The sequence below is a fragment of the candidate division KSB1 bacterium genome (assembly GCA_024655945.1).
GTDB lineage: Bacteria > Zhuqueibacterota > Zhuqueibacteria > JANLFK01 > Oleimicrobiaceae > Oleimicrobium.
On record JANLFK010000005.1, the window covers coordinates 58,435 to 81,799 of the forward strand.

A 23,365-nucleotide genomic window follows, 5' to 3' on the forward strand; every position below is an offset into this window, starting at 1 on the left:
CAGCTCTGTGTTCAGCCGGGAGCACGGCGTGCTTGCCGAGCCGACACCTTAGAGCAGCGCCTTGAGGGCCGGAACCCAGGCGCTCTGCGGATACTTCTGGATAAAGTACTCCGGCGGTTTGGGGAAGGTCCACACTTGACCCGTGGGGCTCTTCAGTTCCCGCACCTCCGAGGCCGCCTCATGTTCCACGTGCCGGGTGCGGTCAGTGGCCCGGTCGATGATGAAGCGGTTGGTGAGCATGTTCACCACGCGCCCCTTCGGCTCAAAGGCAAAGTAGTCGCCGTCGAACAGGATGATGGTCTTGGACGAAGGTTGCAGCATGTACGTGCTGCCGGAGAAGCGCAACGGGTTGCTGATCGTCAGCAGGTCGCCGGTGGAAAGGGTGAACCTTATTCCTTTGAGGGCATACTGTCCGGGCGGTACATTGGCCAAGGCGAAGTAGCCGTTCTCGTCGGTCTGCGTCCAGTAGCCCTTGATCTGCTCCTTGCCATTCTGGGTCACCTTGCCCATGATTGCCACTTCGATGCTTGGACGGTAGATCTCGAAGCGCTCGTTGTAATAGTTGTTCACCACGAAGGCAGCACCAACCACCAGCACCGAGTTCTCCGAGGTCGGCTCAACCAGGCCCTGGTAGGTGGTCGCACAGGACAGCACGATGGCGCCACCCATGACCAACCCCATCAGCAGCGGAGTGCGGACGCGCATTGTCACCTCCTCTTGGCTTATTTCGTTAGCCCCAAGTCCGTGGCTCCCGGAGGCAGACCTCTTTCTCAGTAGACCACGGGCTCAGGCCGCACGTAGCGGTAAGGCAAATACTTCGGCTCCCACATGGCGTTGGTGATGACCCGCAGCAGCCCTTCGTCGTCCAGGCGCATGCCTAGCCCGGAGTCACGCGCCACCTTAGCCACCGCCAGGGCCACTAAGGCAGATACCCGCCTGATGTCGGAAATCCGGGGCAGGGTTTGTCCGTTGGCCAGCTCTTCCGGGGTGAGCATGTCGGCCAAGGCGCGCGAGGCGGCCATGAACATCTGGTCCGTCACCTTCGGCGTCCCAGAGACCAGGGCCCCCAGTCCCATCCCTGGGAACACATACAGATTGTTGCACTGGGAAACCACGCGCCTCTTCCCATCCACTTGAAGCGGCGGGAAGGGGCTTCCAGTGGCGCACAGGCATCTACCGCCGGTCACTTCGAAGGCAACCTGAGGGGTACATTCCGACTTTGATGTGGGATTAGAAAGGGGCATAATCACCGGCAGCGGAGAGTTTTCCGCCATCTGCCGCAGCACAGCCTCGTCGAATGCGCCGCCCTGGCCGGTGACGCCGATCAGCACCGTTGCCTTCGCGTTGCGCACCGTGTCCAACAGGCCGATGTGGTTGGGGTCGCTCAATTGCCAATCGGCAATGGCCGCCCGAGGCTTCAGCCAGGGGCGTTGTTCTTCTGATACCTGCATTCCTTCCACCAGCAGGCCGTCCTTGTCCAGGCCGAAGATCAGGGCCTTGGCCTCGGCATCGCTCAGCCCCTCCTCCATCAGGCCGGTGTGAATCTGGCGAGCAATGCCGATCCCCGCCTGCCCCTGGCCGAGGATGACGAACCGCTGGTCGCGCAGCCTTTCGCCCTTGATCCGCATGGCCGCCAGCAGGGCTGCCACCGTCACCGCGCCCGTGCCCTGGATGTCGTCATCGAAGGAGCAGATCCGCTCGCGGTAGCGTTCGAGGAGCCGGAAGGCGTTGTGCTTGCCAAAGTCCTCCCACTGCAGCAACGCGTTGGGAAAGGTGCGGCGCACCCCCATCACGAATTGCTCGATCACATGGTCGTACTTGTCGCCGGTCAAGCGGCGTTGCTTGAGGCCAATGTACAGCGGATCGCGCAGTGCATCTTCGTTGTTAGTGCCCACGTCGATGAGCACCGGCAAGCAGAAGGCGGGGTGCAGGCCTGCGGCTGCCACGTACAAGCTACTCTTGCCGATGGGGATACCCATCCCTCCTGCGCCCTGGTCACCAAGGCCCAGGATGCGCTCGCCGTCGGTGACGACGATGAGCGACACGTTCGAGAAAGGGACATTGGCCAGCACCTTGTCGATCTTGTGCACGTTGTTCGCCGACACGTACAGTCCCCGTGGCCGGCGAAAGATGTGGCTGAACACCAGGCAGGCTTCGCCCACGGTGGGAGTGTAGACGATGGGGAGCATCTCCTCCAAGTGGTCCAGGAGCAGGCGGTAGAACAAGGTCTCGTTGCGATCCTGCAGAGAAATGAGGTAGATGTACTTCTCGAGGTTGTTCGGTTTGGCACAAAAGCTCTCGTACGCCCTGGTGCACTGCAGTTCCAAGGTTGCAACTAACTCCGGGAAGAGCCCTACCAGATCGAGCGCCTCACGCTCCTCCTGGGTAAAGGCCGTGCCTTTGTTGTACATGGGGTGCTCCACGAGGCGGTGCCCCTTGAACGGTACCTCGATGTACTCCTCTCCGGTGAAGGGGTCTCGCTGTTTCACATACTTGAGCATCGCTCCTCCAACAGTAGTACGGCTCGCGCGTCAGCTTAGGCACCTCTGCGCGGCTGGCTATACGCTAAGATAGACAAATAATCCTGAAAGTCAAGTCAAAAAGTGCCCAGTTCAGAACGCAAAATCCTCGTCGCGAAACTCCACTTGTCGGTATGCGCGCAACTCCTTCTTGAACAGCTCGATGATCTGCTCGAGGCGCTGCTGGCTCCGCGCCTCGAAGCGCAACACCAGAACGGGCTGTGTGTTGGAGGCGCGCACCAGCCCCCAGCCGTCGCCGAAAAACACGCGTGCCCCGTCAATGTCGATCACCTGGTAGCTGGCCTTGAAGCGCTGCACCAACTGCCCGACCACCCGGAACTTGGCCTCGTCGGCGCAGGCGACGCGGATCTCCGGCGTGGCGAAGAAATGAGGAATCTCCGCAGCAACCTCTGACAGCGGTCGCCCCTCTTCCGCCACAATCTGCAGCAAGCGCCCGGAGGCATAGAGTGCGTCATCGTAGCCGAAGTAGTCGTCGGCAAAGAACATGTGGCCAGACATCTCGCCTGCCAAGGGCGCGTGCAACTCTTTCATACGGGCCTTGAGCAGCGAGTGGCCAGTCTTCCACATCTCCGGTTTGCCACCGTAGCGCGTGATAAACTCCACTAGGGCCTGGGAGCACTTGACGTCGAACACGATGGGTGCGCCAGGGTTCTTGGCCAACACCTGTTTGCTGAAGAGCGCCAGGAGCCGGTCGGCGAAGACTATTTGGCCCTTGTCGTCAATGGCGCCGATGCGGTCAGCGTCGCCGTCATAGCCAATTCCCAGATCGGCCTTGTGGGCCACCACCGTCTTCTGCAGGTCCACCACGTACTTCGGCACCGTGGGGTCAGGCAGGTGATTGGGAAAGCGTCCATCCGGCTCGCAGTACAGGGGGATAACCTCCATGCCCAGATCTTGCCACAGCTGAGGGGCGAGGGGCCCAGCGGTACCGTTGCCGGCGTCCACCACTACCTTCAGCCGCCGCGCGAAGTGGAGCTTCTCCTTGAGCGTGGCGATGTAGGCGGGCAGCACATCTTCGGAGACAACTCTTCCCTTTCCTTTCTCGAAATCCTCGTCGGCGATGAGCCTAGCCAAGGCCGCAATGTCGGCGCCGTACATGGAGACCAGACCCAGCTTGGGGTCGTGCAAGGAAATTTTGAAGCCGTTGTACTCGATGGGGTTGTGGCTCCCGGTGACCATGACGCCACCGCCCAGCTCCAGGTGCAGGATGCTGAAGTATTGCACGGGTGTGGGCACCATGCCGATGTCGACCACCTCCAAGCCTGTCGCGGCCAGGCCCGCAACTAACACCTCCTGCAGGTGAGGGGAGCTGAGGCGCACGTCCCTTCCCACCGAGGCCCGTGCCACCCCCTTTCGCCGCATGGCCGTGCCAATGGCCCTGCCAACCGCTTCCACCGTCGCATCGTCAAAGTCCTTCTCCACCACACCACGGATGTCGTACTCGCGAAAGATGGCCGGATTGATCATTGGGCTTCCTCTCTTCCTTTTCGTGCAATGACCACTCGTTCCTTTCCCGCCAGGTCCGGCAAGAGGGCGATGTCCACCAGGCCTGCCTGTGCCAGCAGTCTCATCATCTCTCGTCCCTGGCCCTCGCCGATCTCGGCAAAGAAGGCCCCGCCCGCGCTCAGGAGGTGCGCCAAAAGAGGAATGAGGCGGCGGTAGAGGTCGAGGCCGTCTGGGCCGCCGTCCAAGGCCAGGAGCGGCTCATGGTCCTTGACCTCCGGAGCCAAGGCCTGAAGGGAGGCCGTAGGCACGTAGGGCAAATTGGCAATTACCAGGGAAAAGGCACGTCCCGCTTTCCGGATAAAATCAGGCTGGCGGAGATCGGCGTGAACAAGGCGCACTCGCTGGCCGAGGCGCAACCGGCGGAGGTTGGCCTGCGCCACCGCCAGCGCTGCCCTGCTGCAGTCGACTGCCACAACCTCGCTGTCCGGCAGGAAGGTAGCCAGGGCCGCGGCGATATTCCCACACCCCGTGCCAACGTCTAAGCAACGCAGCAGACTGCCTGCTGGGAAGGTCTGGCGGCAGAACTCCACCGCTCTCTCCACCAGCGTCTCGGTCTCCGGCCTGGGAACAAGCACTGCCGGCGAGACAGACAAAGTCAGCCCCATAAAGTCCACTTCGCCGAGGATGTGCTGCAGCGGCTCGCGCGCCAGTCGCCGCGCCAGCACACGGGCAAACTGTTGGCGCTGTCGCCGATCCAGGCAGCGCTCAGGTGTGGCATAAAGGTCGGCTCTCTGGCAACGGAGCACGTGCAGCAACAGGCGCTCGGCGTCACCCTCCGGGCTGTCCAGGCCGGCTCTGCGGAGCAAGTCGCGCGCCTGGCGGAGGAGGGCAGCAACGCTGGTCCCGTCACTTCCCGACCGGGAACTCGGCCTTGAGCTTCTCGGTTCGGTCGGCAATGCGCAGCTGCTCGATAAGCTCATCCAGGTCGCCCTGCAGGATCTCGTTCAGCCGGTACAAAGTGAGGCCGATGCGGTGGTCGGTGACGCGGTTCTGGGGAAAGTTGAACGTGCGGATCTTAGCGCTGCGGTCACCGGAGCCCACCATGGAACGCCTGCTAGCGGCGATCTTCTCCCGCTCCTCCTCCAGCTTGCACCCGTACAGGCGAGCGCGGAGCACTTTCAAAGCCTTGGCCTTGTTCTTGTGCTGGGACTTTTCGTCCTGGCAGGTGACCACCAAACCCGTGGGCAAGTGGGTGACGCGCACCGCCGAGTCGGTGGTGTTGACGCTCTGCCCGCCGGGTCCGGAGGAGCGAAACACATCGATGCGCAGGTCATTGGCATCGATCTGGATGTCGATCTCCTCCGCCTCCGGCAGCACAGCAACCGACGCAGCCGAGGTATGGATGCGACCGCTGGCCTCGGTCACCGGCACGCGCTGCACGCGGTGCACGCCCGACTCGTACTTGAGGGTACCATAGGCGTCGGGCCCTGTGACCAGGAAGATTATCTCTTTGAACCCACCGATGCCCTGCGGGTGCGAGCTCAGCACCTCCTTCTTCCACCCCTTGTCTTCGATGTAGCGGCTATACATGCGGTACAGGTCGCCTACGAAGAGGCCGGCCTCTTCGCCGCCAGTGCCGGCGCGGATCTCCACGATGGCGTTGCGCGAATCCTGCTCGTCTGGAGGAATGAGCAGCATCTTGATTTGCTCCTCCAGGCGCTCCGCCAGTTCGCTGAGCTCGTCCAGCTCCGACTTGGCCACGGCACGGAGCTCCTCATCTTCGCTCTCGGCAAGCACGCGGCGGTCTTCTTCCAGCCGCTGGAACACCGCACGATACTTAGCAGCCTTTTTCACAAGCGGGCCAAGGTAGCGCTCCTCCTTGGCCAACTGCCGGTACCGCTCCCGGTCGTTGAGCGTTGCCGGGTCGGCCAGCAGCTCCATGACCTTTTGATATCGTTCTTCCAATCGCCGCAATCTATCGAGCATGACGCGCCACTCCTCATGAACCAGCCATGTTCAGGCAGCACTCCGGGCCGGCTCTTCCCCTCCGTCGGCATACGCGGTAGCCACCGCCGACACGTCCTGTCCCAGTGCGCTCCTCAGGGCCACCAGCGCGACCTCCAGCTGCCCCCGATCGGGCACCCGGGTGGTCAAGCCCTGCAGCCACATGCCCACCGCCACCAGCGGCCGCAGCAAAAAGTTGCGCGGCCACTTGGCACCGAGCCGCAGCAATTCGTACGACAAGCCGGCGATGAGCGGCACCAACAGCAGACGCACCACTACCAGCGGGTCCAAGGGACTGCGTGGTCGCGGCAACATCACAAAGACCAGCACACTGACCATGACGACCACCAGCAGGAAGCTGGTGCCACATCGTGCATGGGCCTGCCCGTGGCGGCTGGCCTCCTCCACCGACAATTCTCCCCCCTGCTGGTAGGCATGGATGCTCATGTGCTCAGCGCCGTGATATTCGAACACACGGCGGATCTCCTTCCACTGCGAGATGGCCAGCAAATAGGCCACAAAGAGGCCCAGGCGCACGACCCCATCGATGAGGTTGAAGAGCAGACCTGAGCGCACGCCGGTCAAGTGGGCAACGAGCAGGGGCAGGTAGAAGAACAGCCCCAAGCCGATAGCTACCGCCACTCCGAAGGTAAGCACCGTGAGCAAACGATTCCAAAGGGTTTGCTTCCCGAACTCCGCCTGACCATCCTCGCCCATTGCCACGCGGCTGGAGAAGGTAAGCGCTTCCACCCCGAGCAGCAGCGACTCCACCAGCACCACTCCCCCGCGCAGCAGGGCAGCGCCCCAGAGTTTACTCCGTTCGGTCAACGAGCGGAAGGGGCGCAGACGATAGACGATGCTGCCATCCGGGCGGCGCACCGCCACGGCCACAGCACCCGGTGCCCGCATCATCACCCCCTCGATGACTGCCTGACCCCCCACGGAGGGGACTTGCGTCTGCTCAGAGTTCATCTTCATTTAAGCAAAAAACGGAATACGCCCCCGGCGCATTCCGTCTCTTTCTCCGCCAACGTGCTAAGAATCGTGCTGCTCAGCCTCTTTGCCGCGCCCGTACTTCTTCAAGAACTTTTCCACGCGACCGGCCGAGTCCACCAATTTCTGCTTGCCGGTGAAGAACGGATGACAGTTCGAGCAGATTTCCAGCTTCATGTCGCCCAAGGTGGAGCGCACCTGCCACGAGTTGCCGCAGGCGCACCTCACCGTGCTGACCTTGTACTCCGGATGGATATCCTTCTTCAACGTCTCAACCTCCTCTCCGCGGCTCTGTTGCGCGGCGTAAATATAGCAAAAGCATGATACGAATGCAAGCGGAAAATCCCACCGCGCGGGGCGGGCAAAGGCTCACACCTTCTCCTCCACCCCTAAGACGAATGCCTTCACGCCCTTACCGTGGTGACGTGTCTTCAGCTGCTTGGCTCGCTCCAGAAGGGCCTCTATGCGCTCCTGCCGATCGACCACGAGCAACATGGCGTTCTCGCCGGGCCACACTGCGGTACCGAGCCGCGCCCCGCCAGTGCGGCCCCGGCCGAAGACCTTCGGGATCAACGTGAAGCAACAGACTTCGCACTCTTCAATGCAATCCAAAACCGCCCGTTCCAAGGCGTCGTTGTAGATCACAATCAGCATCTTGTCCATTTCGGCTCTCCCTTAACGGTGCAGGGCCTGCGCCCGCTTCAGACGTGCCTCGGCTATGGAATACAACGTGGGCACAAACACCAGGGTAATGACCGTCGACACAACCAAGCCGCCGATCACGGCGACGGCCAGCGGCACCCAGGTCTCCGAGCCCTCGGCACGACTGAGCGCCATGGGCAGCAGGCCGAAGATGGTGGTGGTGGCAGTCATCAACACCGGCCGCAGCCGCCGCTGGCCAGCAGTCTGCACCGCCTCGGCCACGGCCATCCCGCGGGCGCGCAACAGGTTTGTGTAATCCACCAACACGATGGCGTTGTTCACCACGATGCCCACCAGCATAATCATGCCGATGAAGGCATTGACGCTGAGCGTGGTACCGGTGATGAGCAGTGCCCAAATTACCCCCACCACCGCAAATGGCACCGAGAACATGATGACAAACGGGTCGATGAGGGATTCGAACTGGGCGGCCATCACCAAGTAGACCAGCAGAATGCCCAACGCCATGGCAAAGAGCAATTGCTTGAACGAGCTGGCTTGCTGTTCCACGGCGCCGGTCACTTTGACCTCCACCTCGGGCGGCAGGGGCAACTTCGCCAGAGCCTTCGTCAGATCCCTGCCGACTGCGCCACTCGAGCGGCCGACTATGCCACAGCTGACGGTCACCAGCCGCTGCTGGTTCTTGCGGTCGATCTTCACCGGCGCCACATGCTTCTCGACGGTGGCCAGGCTCTTCAGGGGGATGAGCGTGCCAGTGGGCCCCATGATGGACACGTCGCCAATGTCCTCCACGGCCCTGCGGTCCTCCTCCCGCAACTGGACAAAGACGGAGTACTCCTCTCCTGCCTCGCGATATTTCACCACGTCGCTGCCGTAGAAGCTGGTGCGCAAGGCCATGCCCACTTGGGCTACGGAAAGCCCGAGGGCTGCAGCCTTGGCGCGGTCCACCACCACCCAGTACTCCGGCTTTCCTTCCTCGCGCGAAATCACCACGTCCGTGGTACCCTTGATTTCGCTCATTATCCGCTGGATCTGTCTGGCGACGCTCTCGGTCGTCGCCAGGTCATAGCCGTACACTTCGACTTCGATGGGCTTGCCGCCCCCGAGCATCGCCGTGAAAGGGTCAGTGGGGCTAAAGTCCACGGTCTTGATGCCCGGGATCCTTTGCAAGGCCTTGCTCAGGCGTTGGCCGATTTCGCGATCTCTGGCCGACCGCTGTGCTCGCGGTACCAAAGTGCCCTGCACAGAAAGGACATTGTTCCCCTCCTTCTGTGCCATGCTGGCACCCATGCCGGAGCGGCTGGTGCCGCAGCGGGCGATGATGACCTGGCGTTCGGGCACCTCCTTGGCAATGATCTCCTCCACCTGCCGCATCACCGCATCGGTGGTCTCCAAGTTGGTCCCCACCGGCAGCTCAATGTATCCCCGCAACTGAGATTCGTCGGTCTGGGGAAAGAACTCGGTGTTGACGAAGCGCAGCATGCCGAGGCTGAGGATGAAGATCCCCAGACCGGCCAGTATCACCACCAGCTTGTGGCGCAATGCCCAGCCCAACAGCCTCCGGTAGCCTTCCTCCACGCGCCGGAACGCCTGCTCACTGCGCGCATAGAGCTTGCCGGAAAAGCCCTCGCTGTTGCCGCCATTGCTGGTGCGCACGCGCAGCAACTTGGCCGAAAGCATGGGTACCAGGTACAAAGAAGTGAACAACGACGCCCCCAGCACAAACATGAGCACGTAGCCGAGCTGCCGGAAGAGAATGCCGGCGATGCCTTGCACGAACAGCAACGGCACGAAGATGACCACCGTCGTCAAAGTCGAAGCGCTCACCGCCATGGCTACTTCGCGTGCGCCAAACACCGCGCCTTCCTCTGGCGTTTCTTCCAGTTCGGTGCGGTGGCGGTAGATGTTCTCGAAAATCACGATGGCGTTGTCCACCACCATGCCGATGGCGATGGCCACACTGGACAACGACATGATGTTGATGGTGTAGTTGGCCACCCGCAGCAAGATGAAGGCAGTCACCAGCGAGAAGGGGATAACAAAAGCGATGACCAAGCTCGCCCGCAAGTTGCGGAGGAAGAGCAATACGACCAGCACTACCAGGATCGACGCCCAGATGAGCGTCGTCGCCAGCCCGGCGATGGACTGCTTGATGAAGGTGGAGCCATCGTAGACGCTTTTCACCTCCACATCTTTGGGCAAGGAAGGGCGAATCTCTTCGATCGTCTTCCACACCTCCCTGGTGACGGCAACGGTGTTGACGCCGGACTGCTTCTGCACCATGACCATGACGCTGGGCTTACCGTCCATGCGGCTCACGCGCGTGACCTCCGCGTAACCATCCTCGATGGTCGCTACGTCGCGCAGGTAGATGGGCACGCCGCGCACGGTGCCGATGGCTACGTCGCCAATTTCCTGCACGGTGCGGAACTCACCAGGCAGGCGGACGATGTACTCTTTGCTGCCTGCCTTCAAAGAACCCGCAGGCAGGTTGATGTTGGCCGCCTGCAGCATGCGTGTCACCATGTCGATGGACAGGCCTCTGGCCTGCAAGGCGGCCGCATCCACCCTTACGTTAATCTGGCGCTCCAGGCCTCCGAACACGGTAGCCGAGCCGACTCCTGCCACGCGCCGGATGGGGTCGCAGAGCTTGTCGTCCACCAACTTCTGCAACTCCGGAAAACTCTCGTCGGCGCTTATGCCCAAGAACAGGATGGGCATCAGCGAGGCATCGAACTTGAAGATGAGTGGGTCAGAGGCATCTTCCGGCAAGAATGGCGCGTAGAAGCCCAACTTGTCGCGCACGTCCATGGCTGCCGCATCGATGTTCGTGCCCCACTTGAAGTAGACCACCGTGGCGGAGATGTTCTCCTGGCTGGTGGAAGTGACCTTGTCCACGTTCGGCACTGTGCTCACCGCGTCTTCGATCAGCCGGGTGACGCGGGTCTCCACGTCCTCCGGACCGGCGCCCGGATAGGTCGTCGTGATCGAGACGGCCGGCAGCGTAATGTCCGGGAGCAGGTCGATCCCCAACTGGGAGAGGCTCACCAGTCCCAGGATGAGAATGACCACAAAGACGACAATAGTCGTAACAGGCCTGCGTACACCCAGTTCTGGAAGGTTCATGCTACTCCCCTCCTTCCACGGTCACGCGCGAGCCCTGCTGGAGCATCTGTTGGCCAACCACCACCAGCTGGTCACCCTCCTGGAGCCCGCTCACCACCTCGGCCAGCCCATTCTGCATGATGCCGACGCGTACCCCCTTGCGCATGGCAATGCCATCCTCGACCACGTAGACGTAACGCTCGACCTCTGTGCCGAGCAACGCGTCGGTCGGCACCACGAGCGCTTCCTCCCTGGAGGCTACGACCACGGCAACGCGGGCGAACATGCCAGCCTTCAGCTCCAGGCGTGGGTTTGGCACCACCACCTGCACTTCAAAGGTGCGCGTCGCTGTGTTGGCCGCCGCATTCACCGCCGACACCTCGCCGGCAAAGACCTGGTCGGGGAAAACATCCACCCGCACCTCCACCGGCAGCCCCTCGCGCAGCTTGGTCACCTCCCTTTCCGAGGCGTTGATGCGGATCTTGACACGCGACAGGTCCACCAGGGTGACCACTCCCTGCGCGCCGGGCATCTGCGGGTTGATCATGTCGCCTTCGTTCATGTACTTGGCGGTAACCACTCCGGCAAAGGGAGCCTTCATCACCGAGTGGCGAAGTTGCCATTGGGCCAGGGCTAAGGCGGCCTGTGCCTGCTGCAACTGCGCCTGCGCGGCCTGATAGGCGAGCTGCACCTTCTCGTACTGCTGCTCGCTCACCGAGCCCTTCTGCTTCAGCTCCTGCATGCGGTTCCAGTTGCGCTCGGCGTCGTCAAAGTTGGCCTGGGCAACGGCCAGTCCTGCCTGCGCCTGCTGCAGTTGCAGGGAGAAGGTTTCGTTGTCGAGTTCGGCGAGCGTCTGTCCCGCCGCCACGCGGTCGCCGATGTCCACATAGATCCTGGCAATCTTGCCCCCCACGCTGGGCACCACGCGCATCTCGCGATAGGGTTCGATGCTGCCAATGTAGGTGAGCACTTCTCTGATCGACCCCTTGGTCACCGGGCTCACCCTCACCCGGACGATGGCGGTTTCGGTCGCTCGCGAATCTCCTTTCGAGGCACAACCTGCGGCCACCACCAAAGCGAGGGCCGCGGCCATTGCCGTGAGACAGACTCCTCTCATAGGTTCCTCCATGCTCTCCAGCAGCTAATCTTCCTTCTGTTCATTAGCAAAGCGCCCCAAGCCGCGATCAAGACGCGCTAAGGCAATCTGATAGTCTGCCAAGGCAGACACATGGTCAGTCTTTGCCTTCACCAGCAGCGAATTGGCATCCAGCACCTCGGTGTTCGTCACCATCCCCTCGTGGAACTTGTCCAAGGTGACCTTGTAGTTTTCCTCCGCCTGGAGCACGTTCTCCTCGGCCAAGGCCAGGCTCTGCTTGGCCTCGTTGATGGCCAATGCGGCCTGCGTCACCTCCAAGGCGATGCCGTCCTTGAGGGCGCTCGTGTTTGCCTGCACCTGGCGCAGCTGGCGTTCTGCCTGCTCTTTCTTGTACCGGGTGGCGCCCCAGTCAAACAGATTGATCTGTGCCGCCACGGTAGCGGTCCAGGTGGCATAAAAGTCTGGGTTGTATTCGCGGTCCGGGCGCTTGTACCCATAGTCCAGCACCAGCGCCACCGATGGCAGCCATCCTGCAGAGGCCACCTGCACCGCCTTTTCGCTCAGGCGGCGATTGTGTTCCATGAGCTGCACTTCCGGCCGCTGGCGGAGCGCTAACTGGCGCGCCTGCTCGAGGTCGACCTCCGCCGGGGGCATGCGTTCCAATTGCTCCGTCAACTCGAGCTCGGTGTCCACCGGCAGGCCCAACAGCAGGCACAGCGCCCCCATGGCCAGGCGGCGCCCATGCTGCGCCTGAATCTCCATGAGGCGCACGTTGGATAGCTGCACCTTCGCCTTCAGCAGGTCGTTCTTGGTGAGCATGCCGACCTCGTACATGTTCTGCAGGTCCTGCACGTAGGCTTCCATGCGCTGCACGCCCTGGTGGGCAACTTCGACCATCTTGCCCGCCTTGACGGCTCCCCAGTAGGCTTGCTTGACCTCGAAAATCAGGTCACCTTGCTCCTTCTTGAGGCTCGCCTCGGCCATCTTCAGCCCCTCCTCTGCCATCTGGTAGCCGTTGTACAGTCGGCCGCCGGTGAACAGGGGTTGCTGCAGGGAGACGCCGATCCCCACGATCTCGTCGCGCCCCACCGGGATGCGCTTGGGGAACTGCTGCGCCGGCATGCCCGGTATCTGCGGGAAGCTCTTGGAGATGCCCTCAAAGATCCTTCCCGGCATGAAGGGGGCGACGTCGAGGCGACTGTAATTGGCAGAGCCACGAAGCTGGGGGAAGAAGCCGGTTCTGGTCTCGCCCAGTTTGGCTGCGGCTTCGCCCACACGCTCGCGCGCCACGGTCAAGCGTTCGTTCTGGCTCAAGGCCAGCTCGATGCTCTCCTGCATGTCCAAGGCCATGCGCTCCTGCGCCAACGTGCCAGAGGCGGCCAAGAACACCAGCCCCACGCTTGCAACCACAAGCCACCAACCGTTCCTCATGAGCACCTCACACTCGCTAGGTTATTCGTTGCCTTCGCCTTGGTCACCTTCGCTGCCCCCAGGGGGAGAAGACGACTCCGGTATTCACAGTGAGCATAGTCTGCTCGCTAAAGTGCTCACCGAACAAGAACCGGTCCCGGGAGAGCAGGGAGGCAACCCTCGCCTCGCCGAAGAGGGAAAGCCACCTGGTGAGCCTCAGCTCTATGCCCGCTCCGCCCGTAATCCCGGCGCTCATTTTCTGCAACGCCTCCCCTTCCACGCTCACCGGATCGCCGTTTAGCCCGTCGCGGGTGAATCGCCAGGGGAAGATGCCCACCCCAGCCACGCCGTAGGGGGCCACGGGCCCCAGCGGAAGACGCAAAACGTTGCTGAACGTCACCGCGGGCAGCACAAAGTGGGGCGTCATGCCCTGCTCCTGCCGGTGTTCCGGCGCAAACGCCGCCCAGCCCAGGTCGACTGCGGCTTCTATCCCGTAGTGCTTCCCCACCTGCTGCCGCAGGAAGAGGCCGTAGCTACTGCCGCGGTCGAGAAGCTCGGCGGTGCTAAGGGTGGCATTGTAGGACCCAGCCACCGGCGTCAACATCCCGCCGCGTACCCCGAGCCCGCCAGCAACCGTGGACTGTGCCTCGGCGAGCAATGCAACACTCAAGACTCCATACCAGAACAGCTTTTTGTTCATCGTGACCTCCGCAAAGAGTGTAGGTCTATCATACGCCCGGTCATCTCTTTTGTTTCCCGCCCCCGTGGAGAAATAGATCAAGCACCGCCTCGCTCATTTCCACCAGGCCCGTCTCAGGGCCGGCGTAGACCCAGTGAAACACAAAGGAGTCCAACATTCCGTTCAGGCAGTGCACCAAGTGGAGCGCCGGGACATCGCGCAGCACCCCTTCCCGCTTTCCCGTTTCCATGACGCGCTCGTAGAAGGCGATGAAGCTGCCAAACAGGTTGGCCATTTCGCGGCGGAACTCATCGGCCACCAGCGCGTCCATGCGTGACTTTTCCGAATGGATGAGCTTGAAGAACGCGCGGTGCTCTTCGAAGAATGCGAAGTAGCGCCGCACTACGTTGGTCAGCCGGTCCACGAAGGAGCCGGCCTCCTCGATAGCGCTCTCGAGCGCGGCGAGAAAGTTCTGGGCTGTCTCGCGGATGAGGGTGAAGAAGAGCTCCTCTTTGCTGCAGAAGTAGAGGTAGACGGCACCCTTGGACAGCTCGGCGCGTTCGGCTATGGCGTCCATGCTCACTTCGTGGAAGCCTCGTTCTGAGAAGAGCGCTTCGGCGGCGCGCAGGATCTCTGCGCGGCGCGCCTGCCGTTCGCGCTCCTTTCGGTCTTCTGTACCCACGTCTTGGCTTTCCTCCGCTTGCTGAACCGGCTCGAAAGGGCGGTCATATTGACTGACTATCCGGTTACCGACTGACCGGTCAGTTGGGTGCAAATATACACAAACTCCAGCGCAACATCAAGGTTTTTTTTTGCGTCGTCGCTTTTTTGACAGCGCAGCAGCCACTCAATTGGGAGGTTGGGACAAGCGAGGACTGTGACCCTGTGGAGGAGTTGTCGTACCACCTCACCCGAGGAAAAGGTGCACATGCCAACTCACAATAGCCACATTCCACCGTCGGTGAAGGGCGACTCGCCATGAGCAACCTGCGGGCCAGACCCCTGATCTCTCCCCACTTTCCCCTTGATTCTTTCCCTCATTTTCGCTAACTTTACAACCGCAAAGAAGCTTAAGGCACCATTCTCCGCAATGGACCAAGAGTTGGGAGGCGTCGCCGAGCCATTTGTTACGTGGTTCTAAAACGCAGGCATGCAGGCTTCTCTGAACCGCTGCCACGAGTGGCTTGCCAGGTTTCCGGTTCTTGGTTCGTTGCACATGAGCCTCTGCTCCCAACAGCAAAACGGCCGCATGGGGGTGTGGAGTGCGCTCCTTGTAGCGTGCAGCGCCGTGGTCTGCCTACGCAGCACCGCCCGCGCCGGTAACGACCCCTCCACCATTGGGCTCCACTTCTATTCGCAAATTGACCCGCGCGTCGCCCTACTCAGGGAGAGCAACAAGCCGGTAGGCCTTTCCTTGGACACCGTCCCCTCCGGTCTGCTCAAGGTCAACCTGCCCTCCTTGAAGCGCCAAGTGCGCATCGACTCCACCGGTACGAACATCGCCATTTCCGAAGAGCTGTCGGGTTACCCGTTTGCCCTGCCCGCCTACCTCACCCTGAGCGAGTACGTGCAAGTCCGCGCGCGCAATGAGCGGGACAGGCTCTGGCAGGAGCGGGTGGTGCAGGGGCCCGCCATCCAAGGGCCAGGAGGCCGCACCGGGGCCGGGGCAATCGTTATCGACATCCCGGTGGAAATCAAGAGCCAGGCATTCCAGCGCATCTTCGGCGGTGGGCGGGTCGGCCTGGACGTCACCGGCGATATCTCCATCAAGGGTGGCTTTCGCCATGAGAAGCGCAGCGAGGTGAAGACCGCCCTCAACCGCGGCTCCGACTATAACTTCAAAATGGAACAGACGCAGCGCTTCAATGTGAGCGGCCACATCGGCGAAAAGGTAAAGGTCCTGGTGGACCAGGACAGCGAGCGCGCCTTTGATTTCGACAACGCCATCTCTCTCCGCTACCAGGGCGTCGATGACGAGATCGTCAAGAGCATTGATGCCGGGAATATCAGCCTGTCTCTGCCTGCCACGCAGTTTGTCACTTTCAGCGGCAAGAACACCGGCCTCTTTGGCGTGCGGGCGGACATGGAGGTCGGACGCCTGAAGTTGACCACCATCGCCAGCCAGGAAAAGGGGCAGGGCAACAAAATCTCGCTGAGCGGCGGTGCCAAGGGCGAGAAGCAGCGCATCGAGGACTATCAGTACCGCCGCGGCACCTACTTCTTCCTGGACGAATACTACTATCGCCAGTTCCCCGACGTGGACGAGCAGGGGCGGCACCGCTTCTACCCGCCGCGCTCCATTAAACGGCTGGAGCTGTACAAATCCGAGCCCGGGTATGAGACCCGCTACTCCGACTCCATCCGCGGCTTTGCCGGCATGGATATCGACACCACCAATTTCACCTTCGAGATCGACACCACCAACACACAGCTCATCGAGACCGGCTACTTCCGACGCCTGGAGAAGAACACCGACTACTTCTTGGAGCGCGACCTTGGCTACGTCCAGATGATGGTGCCCCTGGGCCAGGGCGAGGTGCTGGCGGTGGCTTACGAGGACTCCTCCGGGCGCATCGTGGGCGACATCAACTACCAGCCGGAGGCGGGAAAGCCGATCATTCTGCGCCTGCTCAAGCCGCGCGTTTCTCGGCCTGCGCACCCCACGTGGATTCTGGAATGGAGGAATGTCTACTACCTCGGCTCGCGCAACATTGCAGAAGATGGCTTTGAGCTGAAGATTTACTACAAGCCGCCCTCCGGCGATCCGCAAGAGGCCGGGCCCACCAAGAGCGGCCAGGTCAAGTCGTACCTGCAGATTTTCGGCCTGGACAGGGTGGACCAAACCGGCTCGCCCAATCCCGACAACCGCATCGACATGAACGCCAACATCATCAACTTGGCGCGCGGCGAGCTCATCTTCCCGGACCTGCGTCCATTCGATCCCCTTGGTCCCACCGAGCTGCCCAATGACAAGCGCACGCGTGCCATCTACGACACCACGGTGCAGTCCTACATCGCGCAGGAGAGCAAGTTCTACATCGAGGTCTCCTCAAAGATCCGCAGGCCGGACTATGACCTGGGCATGAACGTCATCGAGGGCTCCGAGGAGGTGCGCCTGAACGGGGTCAAGTTGGTCAAGGACCGCGATTACACCATCGATTACTGGTCAGGCAAGTTGCTGATTCTCAACGAGGCGGCGACGCAGCCCTCGGCGGACGTGGAGATCACCTACGAGAGCAACCAGATGTTCCAAATCGAGCGCAAGACCATCCTGGGCGCGCGCGCGCAATACGACCTCTGGCAGGATAGCTTCATCGGCGGCACGGCCCTCTATCTCGGCGAGCGCACCTTGGAGCAGAAGATTCGCGTGGGCCGTGGCCCCATGCAGAATTTCGTCTGGGACCTGAACACGCAGTTGCGCTTCAAGCCTAACTTCCTGACGACCCTGGCCAATGCCTTGCCCTTCGTCAACACCCAGGCTCCGTCGACCCTGAACATCGAAGCCGAAATGGCGCAGGTTTTCCCCAACCCCAATACGGTCAACAACGAAAAAACTGGGGACAACGACGGGGTTGCCTACATCGACGACTTCGAGGGGTCGAAGCGGGAGACGATCATCGGCATCGATCGGCGTGGGTGGACACCTGCTTCGGTGCCGTTGCAGAAGAAGGAGTACGCGCCGCATGGCGAGGTGAGTCTGGCGAAGATGGGCAGCCTGATCTGGTACAATCCCTACAATCAGGTGCCTATCAAGTACATCTGGCCGACTAAGGACGTCAATCCCAACGTGCCACAGCGCGTCAATGTGCTCACCCTGCGCTTCTCGCCGGCAGATAGCGTGCCCAGTGCCGAGTCGTGGGCCGGCATTCAGCGCGCCCTCTCCTCCGGCTACGCCGACCAGACCGAGAGCAAGTTTCTGGAAATCTGGGTGCAGGGCGACGTCGGGGTGCTGCACGTCGACCTTGGCCAGGTGTCGGAGGACGTTATCCCTAACGGTCGCCTGGACACCGAAGACCGCGCCGTGGGTGGCATTCGCAACGGCGTGCTCGATCCTGGGGAGGACGTTGGCCTGGACGGCATGGCCAACAACGACCCTCGTGCGCGCGCTGCAGGGGGCGACTTTTGGGACATCAACGGCAACGGGGTGCGAGACTACGGGGAACCATGGAGCAACGACGACTTTCACTACCAGCCGGGTATTCCCGACTATGATCAAATCAACGGCTACGAGGGGAACGAAAACGACACCGGCGGTCGCTACCCGGACACCGAGGACATCAACCGCAACGGCGACGTCGACCTCAGGAACGACTACTTCGAGTATTCCTTCTCCTTAGACAAGTCCAGCCCGGACACCGTGTACATGGTGGGCGGCAAAGGGCTTCCCCCTGACGAGGATCATGGCTGGCGCCAGTACCGCATCCCTCTCGATCAGCCCAGCCGCGTGGTGGGCAACCCCGACATTTCCCTTGTGGAATACATGCGGGTGTGGGTGGACGGCGTGCCCAATCACCAGCCGGTGTACATCAGCATCGCGGAGCTCAAGCTGGTGGGTAGCGACTGGAAAGAGCAGGGCGTGGCCGGACCTTCTGCTCCCGGGCAATACGACGCCCGCAACGACAGCACCGTGGTGGTGACGGTGGTCAACACCCACGACAATCCGGAGTACAAGGAGAACTTGCCCCCTGGTGTGGAAGGAGTGCGCGACCGCATCACCCAGGCCATTGCCCGCGAGCAGTCGCTGGTGCTGAAGGTGACCGAGCTGCAGCCGGGGTACAATGGCATCATCCAGAAGAGCCTCTACCAGCCCGAGGACTATATCCACTACAAGACGATGAAGATGTTCGTCTACGGCAAGGACCCCTACGGCATTCACATCCGCTCTGACCAGAGCCTCATCCACTTTTTCCTGCGCTTCGGCTCCGACGCCAAGAACTACTACGAGATCAGAGAGCCGGTCTACCCGGGCTGGGACCGGCGCAATGAGATTGAGGTGGACCTGCTTGAGCTCAGCGCCATCAAGCTCGACCCGTCGAACCGAGTTGACTCGCTGAGCACGCAAGGGTCGCCGGTGTTCGAAAAGTACTTGCCAGACGGCAAGCGCTTGCGCATTGTAGGCCGCCCTTCGCTGACCAACGTGCGCATCCTGGTGGCAGGGGTGGAGAACCTCGCGTTTGCAGAGCAACAGGGGACGAAAGTACCCAACGTCACACCGTTCACCGGCGAGATCTGGATCAACGAGCTTCGCTTGTCCAACGTCAAGAAGGACCGCGGCGTGGCCTATAGGGCCAGCGTGGATTTCGCCTTGGCGGACTTGGCACGGGTGACGGCGCAAGTGAACCGGCAGGACGCCGACTTTCACAATGTGAACACCCGCTTCGGCTCCGGTGACAACCGCACAGGCATGAACTTCACCGGGAGCCTGGCGCTGGATAAACTCCTGCCGCAGTCGCTGGGGATCAGCATCCCTGTGAACGTGAACTACTCGGAGAGTGCTGCCATCCCCAAATACGTACCGGGCACCGACATCGAGGTCACCGACCGCACGCCCGACTCCACCCTCTCGGCCATCAAGACTCTGTCCACCAGACGAGGCTTCGGCGTGTCCTTTCGGCGCGTGGAAAAGTCGCGGAACTTTTTCGTCAAGCATACCATCGACAACATCACGGCCAACTACAGCGAGAGCTCAGATGAAGGGAGCAATTCGCAGACGGCCATCTCCCGCAATCGTAACCAGACCGGCGGGATGAGGTACAACTTGACCTTTGGCCGCGACAACTTCTTCCAGCCCTTCTCCTGGCTTGCCGGCGTGCCGGTCCTCAAGAAGCTCAGCGTGACCAAGATGTACTACACCCCAGCAGTCATCGGTCTAAAGGTCTCGGGCACCCGCTCTACCATGTACTCGCGCACGCGGAGTGGTGTCGAGTCCTACAACAACGTCTTCAACGTCACGCGCGATGCCAACGCGAGCATGCGCATCTTCGACAACCTGAGTTTGGACTATGGCCGCTCCCACACCAGCGATCTGCGCAATGTGCCGCGGGAGGAATGGTCGCGCGGCAAGTTGGGTGTTCTCACTGCTGTGAGCCAGAACTTCAAGGTGCAGTACAACCCCAAGATCTTTACCTGGCTCAGCAACAGCCTCAACTATAACTCCGACTATCGCTACAACTACAACCAGCAGCAGAGGGATCTGGGTCGCAGCGCTTCGACCAACGCTTCGGTGACGGCCTCCGGTTCGGTGAATCTCAGCCAGTTACTGACGTCGATCCGCCGGCCGTCGGCTCCGCCCACCCGCCCGGTCCCTGGAAGGACGCCACCCTCGCGGCAGCCCCCCGGCTCCAAACAGCCGCAGCCAGAGCAGCCAAAGAAGAGTGGCGGCAGCTTCAACCTCTTCGACACCATGCACAAGGTATTTGGCATGGTCGATCCGATAAGCGTCAGTTACAGCAAGCGCACCAGCACCAATCTCTATGGCTTAGCGCCGGGCACGCCGCGTTGGCAGTTCCAGTTCGGCCTCTCGGATAGTTGTGGCCTGCCGGTGGCCGCGCAGAATGTCGGGTCAAACAGGGGCTCCCGTTCCGAGACCGAAAGCCTCAACTTCAGCAGCGGGCTGAAGCCGAGCCGGCAAATAACCATCACGGTCAAGTACTCGGAGTCTTCCACGGTGAATCGCACCACGACCGTCACCGGCAACGAATCGCAGAACTGGTTTCGGTCGGGGAACACCGATCTTCCTCTGCCGGAGTGGACGGTGCGTTGGAGGGGCTTCGAGCGGTACCTCTTCTTCAAGAAGATGGCGCAGTCGGTGAGCCTTGACCACGGCTTCACCGGTCAGAAGCGCAGCACTTGGGGTTTGGAGCGCGGCATCCGCGAAGAGACGCGCAAGGACTATGACGCAAACTTCCGTCCGCTGATTGGCATGAACATCACCTGGAAGAACGGCATGACCAGCACGCTCCGCTTCAACAAGGGGCAGAACCTGAGCGAGAGCATGGGGGTGAGCAAAGGCCAAACGCGCACGCAGACGATGGACATCACCTTTACCACCAACTATTCCAAACGCAGCAACTTCCGCATCCCCCTGCCGGTCTGGCCGTTCAAGAATGCGGTGCTCAAAAACAACGTCGACTTGTCAGTGACGTTCAACATGAACCGCAACGTCACCGAGAAGAGCAAGGCTGCGGGCATTTTCGAGGAGACGGCCCGCACCGAGAAGTGGAGCTTCATGCCCAAGCTCACCTACGCGTTCAGCAATCGCGTGCGGGGCGGCGTCTCCTTCGAGGTGGGCAAGACCAAGAACAAGCTCATTGGCGACAGCTCCATCCAGGAGCTGGCTCTGGATGTGAACATCTCCATCCGCGGCAACTGAACCATGGTGGGCAGAAGAGCAATGCGCGGTGCAAGACTTAGGCCTGCCGCATTCATCCTCCTGTTGGCGCTCGTAGCAACTCCCCTCCTCATGCCCATTTCGTGCAGTGCGCAGCTCCCGCAATTTGACGAGAGGAAGGCATACGAACACCTCTTGCGCCAGGTGGCGTTCGGGCCGCGCGCGCCCGGCACACCTGGTCACCGCGCCTGCCTCGAGTACCTGACCATGGAGTTGGAAAAGTACGCGGACAAGGTCACCCAACAGAAGTTCCAACACACCTTCGGCCCAGAGCGGCGTACGGTGGTGATGAGCAACATAATCGCCAACTTTTGGAGCGAAAAGACCAAGCGCGTGCTGCTGTGCGCCCACTGGGACACCAGGCCCTGGGCAGACCACGACCCCGATCCTGCCAATCGCGCCACCTCGATTCCGGGGGCAAACGACGGTGCCTCCGGCGTCGCAGTTTTGCTGGAGATCGCGCGACTGCTCAAGGCGCATGAGCCGCGCTTTGGGGTGGATATCGTGCTTTTTGACGGCGAGGACTGCGGCCAGGAAGGAGACGACCGTACCTGGGCGATCGGCTCACGACACTTTGCGGAGAGCAAGGACCCGCGTTACCGTCCACTGTTTGGTATCCTCCTGGACATGGTGGGCGATGCTGACCTGGAGATTTACATTGAGCAGCACTCCCAAGAGAGCGCACCGGACGTCGTTAGCCTTGTCTGGGCGCGTGCTGCCGAGCTCGGGGTCACGGAATTCATCCGTCGGCCGAAGTACGCGCTCGTCGATGATCATGTTCCCCTCCTGCGTGCCGGCATCCGCTGCATCGACATCATCGACTACGACTATCCGTATTGGCACACTCTGGCGGACACCCCGGACAAGTGCAGCGCCGAGAGCCTGGGCAAGGTGGGGCGCGTCGTTCTGAGTGTGCTCTACCGCTAAACGCATGGCCCGCCAGGTTCAAGAACCCCCTTGGTACGAGCTGCACGTGCCGGTGCCGGAGCCGCTGCGAGATATTGTACTCGCCCATTTGGCGACGGCCGGCACCTCAGGCTGCCAGGAGCTTGACGAGGAGATTGTCGCCTATTTCCGCACGGATTTGCCACCGCGAGCAGTGGCGCGCCTGTTGCGCCGCGAGCTGGCGCGCCTCGGGCACCTGCTGCCTCCCGGCGCGCTGCGTATTCGTCGTGTGCGCGCAACGGATTGGGTGAAGACCTGGCAGGCGTCGCTCTCCCCTGTGCAAGTGTCGCCGCGCATTCTGATCTGCCCCTCGTGGCAGGCGGTTCCCGCGCCTGCGGAGGGCATTGTGCTCGTGCTGGACCCAGGCATGGCATTCGGCAGCGGCCACCATGCCACTACGCGCGGTGTGCTCCTGCTTCTCGAGGAATTTATTCCCGAGCGGCGGCGCGTGCTGGACCTTGGCACCGGCAGCGGCATTCTGGCCATCGCTGCCGCCAAGCTCGGGGCGTCGCAGGTCTGGGCCTGCGACATCGACCCCCAGGCCGTGCTCGTGGCTCGGGACAACCTGCGCGCCAACGGGGTGGCAGGGCGCGTGCGCCTCTGGGCCGGCAGCATCGACGCCTGCCGCGGACAGGATTGCGACCTCCTCATGGCGAACATCACGGCCCAGGCCCTTACGCCGCTTCTCCCTGCCCTGCGCCGCGTGTTAGCGCCCGCCGGCGTCCTCCTCCTTTCGGGCATCATAGACCGCGAGGAGAGTAGCTTGGTGCAAGCCCTGCAGCAGTCCGGCCTTCGCGTTGCGCGCAGGCTGCAAATTGAGGAGTGGATAAGCTTCGCTGCCACGGGCAACGCATAGACCCTTGCTGGCTGGCGGGTCGTCAAGGTGAAAGACCGCAGCGCGCGCTACTCTCCTGCAATAGGTTCGCGCAGCGCCGCCTGGGGCAACAAAGGTCGCCCGCCCCTCAAGTCAGCCACCTCCCCCTTGGCAAAGAGGCTGCCCTGCCGACGCATCGCGTCCAGAGCGATGGTGAGCCACCCGTGCCAGGAGATTTTTCTTGACAAGTTGGCGAAATATGCGTAAAATTCAGCGGTGA

16 protein-coding genes are annotated in these 23,365 nt (G+C 61.7%); 3 read left to right on the forward strand and 13 right to left on the reverse strand.

What is annotated here, in order from left to right; translation table 11 throughout:
- Positions 1-48 precede the first annotated feature (48 nt).
- The 13 genes from NUW13_08155 to NUW13_08215 all read right to left on the reverse strand — a co-directional run bounded on the left by NUW13_08155 (position 49) and on the right by NUW13_08215 (position 14,618).
- Positions 49-705, reverse strand: coding sequence for a hypothetical protein (locus NUW13_08155; protein MCR4438998.1), 657 nt, complete (start codon positions 703-705; stop codon positions 49-51).
- Positions 706-770: 65 nt separating this feature from the next.
- Positions 771-2,501: an NAD-dependent malic enzyme gene (locus tag NUW13_08160; GenBank protein ID MCR4438999.1), complete on the reverse strand. Its 1,731-nt coding sequence runs from the start codon at positions 2,499-2,501 to the stop codon at positions 771-773.
- Positions 2,502-2,612: 111 nt separating this feature from the next.
- Complete coding sequence (locus NUW13_08165; GenBank protein MCR4439000.1) at positions 2,613-4,007, reverse strand: phosphomannomutase/phosphoglucomutase; 1,395 nt, start codon at positions 4,005-4,007, stop codon at positions 2,613-2,615.
- Complete coding sequence (prmC, locus tag NUW13_08170; protein ID MCR4439001.1) at positions 4,004-4,966, reverse strand: peptide chain release factor N(5)-glutamine methyltransferase; 963 nt, start codon at positions 4,964-4,966, stop codon at positions 4,004-4,006. Before prmC ends, NUW13_08165 begins: the two co-directional genes overlap by 4 nt.
- Positions 4,893-5,972: a peptide chain release factor 1 gene (prfA, locus tag NUW13_08175; GenBank protein MCR4439002.1), complete on the reverse strand. Its 1,080-nt coding sequence runs from the start codon at positions 5,970-5,972 to the stop codon at positions 4,893-4,895. The genes prmC and prfA overlap by 74 nt, the downstream gene beginning before the upstream one ends.
- Before the next feature lie 30 nt (positions 5,973-6,002).
- Positions 6,003-6,962, reverse strand: coding sequence for a DUF1385 domain-containing protein (locus tag NUW13_08180; GenBank protein MCR4439003.1), 960 nt, complete (start codon positions 6,960-6,962; stop codon positions 6,003-6,005).
- Positions 6,963-7,025: 63 nt separating this feature from the next.
- Complete coding sequence (gene rpmE, locus NUW13_08185) at positions 7,026-7,250, reverse strand: 50S ribosomal protein L31 (protein MCR4439004.1); 225 nt, start codon at positions 7,248-7,250, stop codon at positions 7,026-7,028.
- Between the two features lie 102 nt (positions 7,251-7,352).
- A complete protein-coding gene (locus NUW13_08190) occupies positions 7,353-7,646 on the reverse strand; it encodes a hypothetical protein (protein ID MCR4439005.1) in 294 nt (97 codons plus the stop codon).
- A 12-nt stretch (positions 7,647-7,658) separates the two neighbouring features.
- Complete coding sequence (locus NUW13_08195; GenBank protein MCR4439006.1) at positions 7,659-10,772, reverse strand: efflux RND transporter permease subunit; 3,114 nt, start codon at positions 10,770-10,772, stop codon at positions 7,659-7,661.
- Between the two features lies 1 nt (position 10,773).
- Positions 10,774-11,868, reverse strand: a complete 1,095-nt coding sequence (locus tag NUW13_08200) for an efflux RND transporter periplasmic adaptor subunit (protein MCR4439007.1) — start codon at positions 11,866-11,868, stop codon at positions 10,774-10,776.
- Positions 11,869-11,892: 24 nt separating this feature from the next.
- On the reverse strand, positions 11,893-13,278 hold the full coding sequence (locus NUW13_08205; protein MCR4439008.1) for a TolC family protein: 1,386 nt from the start codon (positions 13,276-13,278) through the stop codon (positions 11,893-11,895).
- Between the two features lie 43 nt (positions 13,279-13,321).
- Positions 13,322-13,957 (reverse strand): hypothetical protein, encoded by a 636-nt coding sequence (locus NUW13_08210; GenBank protein MCR4439009.1) that lies wholly within the window; start codon positions 13,955-13,957, stop codon positions 13,322-13,324.
- Positions 13,958-13,997: 40 nt separating this feature from the next.
- Positions 13,998-14,618, reverse strand: a complete 621-nt coding sequence (locus NUW13_08215) for a TetR/AcrR family transcriptional regulator (GenBank protein MCR4439010.1) — start codon at positions 14,616-14,618, stop codon at positions 13,998-14,000.
- Positions 14,619-15,185: 567 nt separating this feature from the next.
- Between NUW13_08215 and sprA the strand changes: the two genes are divergently transcribed.
- From sprA to prmA, 3 genes are read left to right on the forward strand one after another with little or no spacing between them, the layout of a single operon-like run.
- On the forward strand, positions 15,186-21,308 hold the full coding sequence (gene sprA, locus NUW13_08220; GenBank protein ID MCR4439011.1) for a cell surface protein SprA: 6,123 nt from the start codon (positions 15,186-15,188) through the stop codon (positions 21,306-21,308).
- 21 nt (positions 21,309-21,329) lie between these two features.
- Positions 21,330-22,253 carry a M28 family peptidase gene (locus tag NUW13_08225; protein ID MCR4439012.1) on the forward strand — a complete coding sequence of 308 codons (924 nt, stop codon included), beginning with the start codon at positions 21,330-21,332 and terminating at the stop codon, positions 22,251-22,253.
- A gap of 4 nt (positions 22,254-22,257) precedes the next feature.
- A complete protein-coding gene (gene prmA, locus NUW13_08230; protein MCR4439013.1) occupies positions 22,258-23,127 on the forward strand; it encodes a 50S ribosomal protein L11 methyltransferase in 870 nt (289 codons plus the stop codon).
- Positions 23,128-23,365 lie beyond the last annotated feature (238 nt).

Excerpts from the sequence above, each read along its gene's own strand:
- NUW13_08155 (MCR4438998.1), bottom strand. The coding sequence starts at position 705 with ATGCGCGTCCGCACTCCGCTGCTGATGGGGTTGGTCATGGGTGGCGCC.
- NUW13_08160 (MCR4438999.1), bottom strand. The coding sequence starts at position 2,501 with ATGCTCAAGTATGTGAAACAGCGAGACCCCTTCACCGGAGAGGAGTAC.
- NUW13_08165 (MCR4439000.1), bottom strand. The coding sequence starts at position 4,007 with ATGATCAATCCGGCCATCTTTCGCGAGTACGACATCCGTGGTGTGGTG.
- prmC (MCR4439001.1), bottom strand. The coding sequence starts at position 4,966 with ATGAGCTTATCGAGCAGCTGCGCATTGCCGACCGAACCGAGAAGCTCA.
- prfA (MCR4439002.1), bottom strand. The coding sequence starts at position 5,972 with ATGCTCGATAGATTGCGGCGATTGGAAGAACGATATCAAAAGGTCATG.
- NUW13_08180 (MCR4439003.1), bottom strand. The coding sequence starts at position 6,962 with ATGAACTCTGAGCAGACGCAAGTCCCCTCCGTGGGGGGTCAGGCAGTC.
- NUW13_08190 (MCR4439005.1), bottom strand. The coding sequence starts at position 7,646 with ATGGACAAGATGCTGATTGTGATCTACAACGACGCCTTGGAACGGGCG.
- NUW13_08195 (MCR4439006.1), bottom strand. The coding sequence starts at position 10,772 with ATGAACCTTCCAGAACTGGGTGTACGCAGGCCTGTTACGACTATTGTC.
- NUW13_08200 (MCR4439007.1), bottom strand. The coding sequence starts at position 11,868 with ATGAGAGGAGTCTGTCTCACGGCAATGGCCGCGGCCCTCGCTTTGGTG.
- NUW13_08205 (MCR4439008.1), bottom strand. The coding sequence starts at position 13,278 with ATGAGGAACGGTTGGTGGCTTGTGGTTGCAAGCGTGGGGCTGGTGTTC.
- NUW13_08210 (MCR4439009.1), bottom strand. The coding sequence starts at position 13,957 with ATGAACAAAAAGCTGTTCTGGTATGGAGTCTTGAGTGTTGCATTGCTC.
- sprA (MCR4439011.1), top strand. The coding sequence starts at position 15,186 with ATGGGGGTGTGGAGTGCGCTCCTTGTAGCGTGCAGCGCCGTGGTCTGC.
- NUW13_08225 (MCR4439012.1), top strand. The coding sequence starts at position 21,330 with ATGCGCGGTGCAAGACTTAGGCCTGCCGCATTCATCCTCCTGTTGGCG.
- prmA (MCR4439013.1), top strand. The coding sequence starts at position 22,258 with ATGGCCCGCCAGGTTCAAGAACCCCCTTGGTACGAGCTGCACGTGCCG.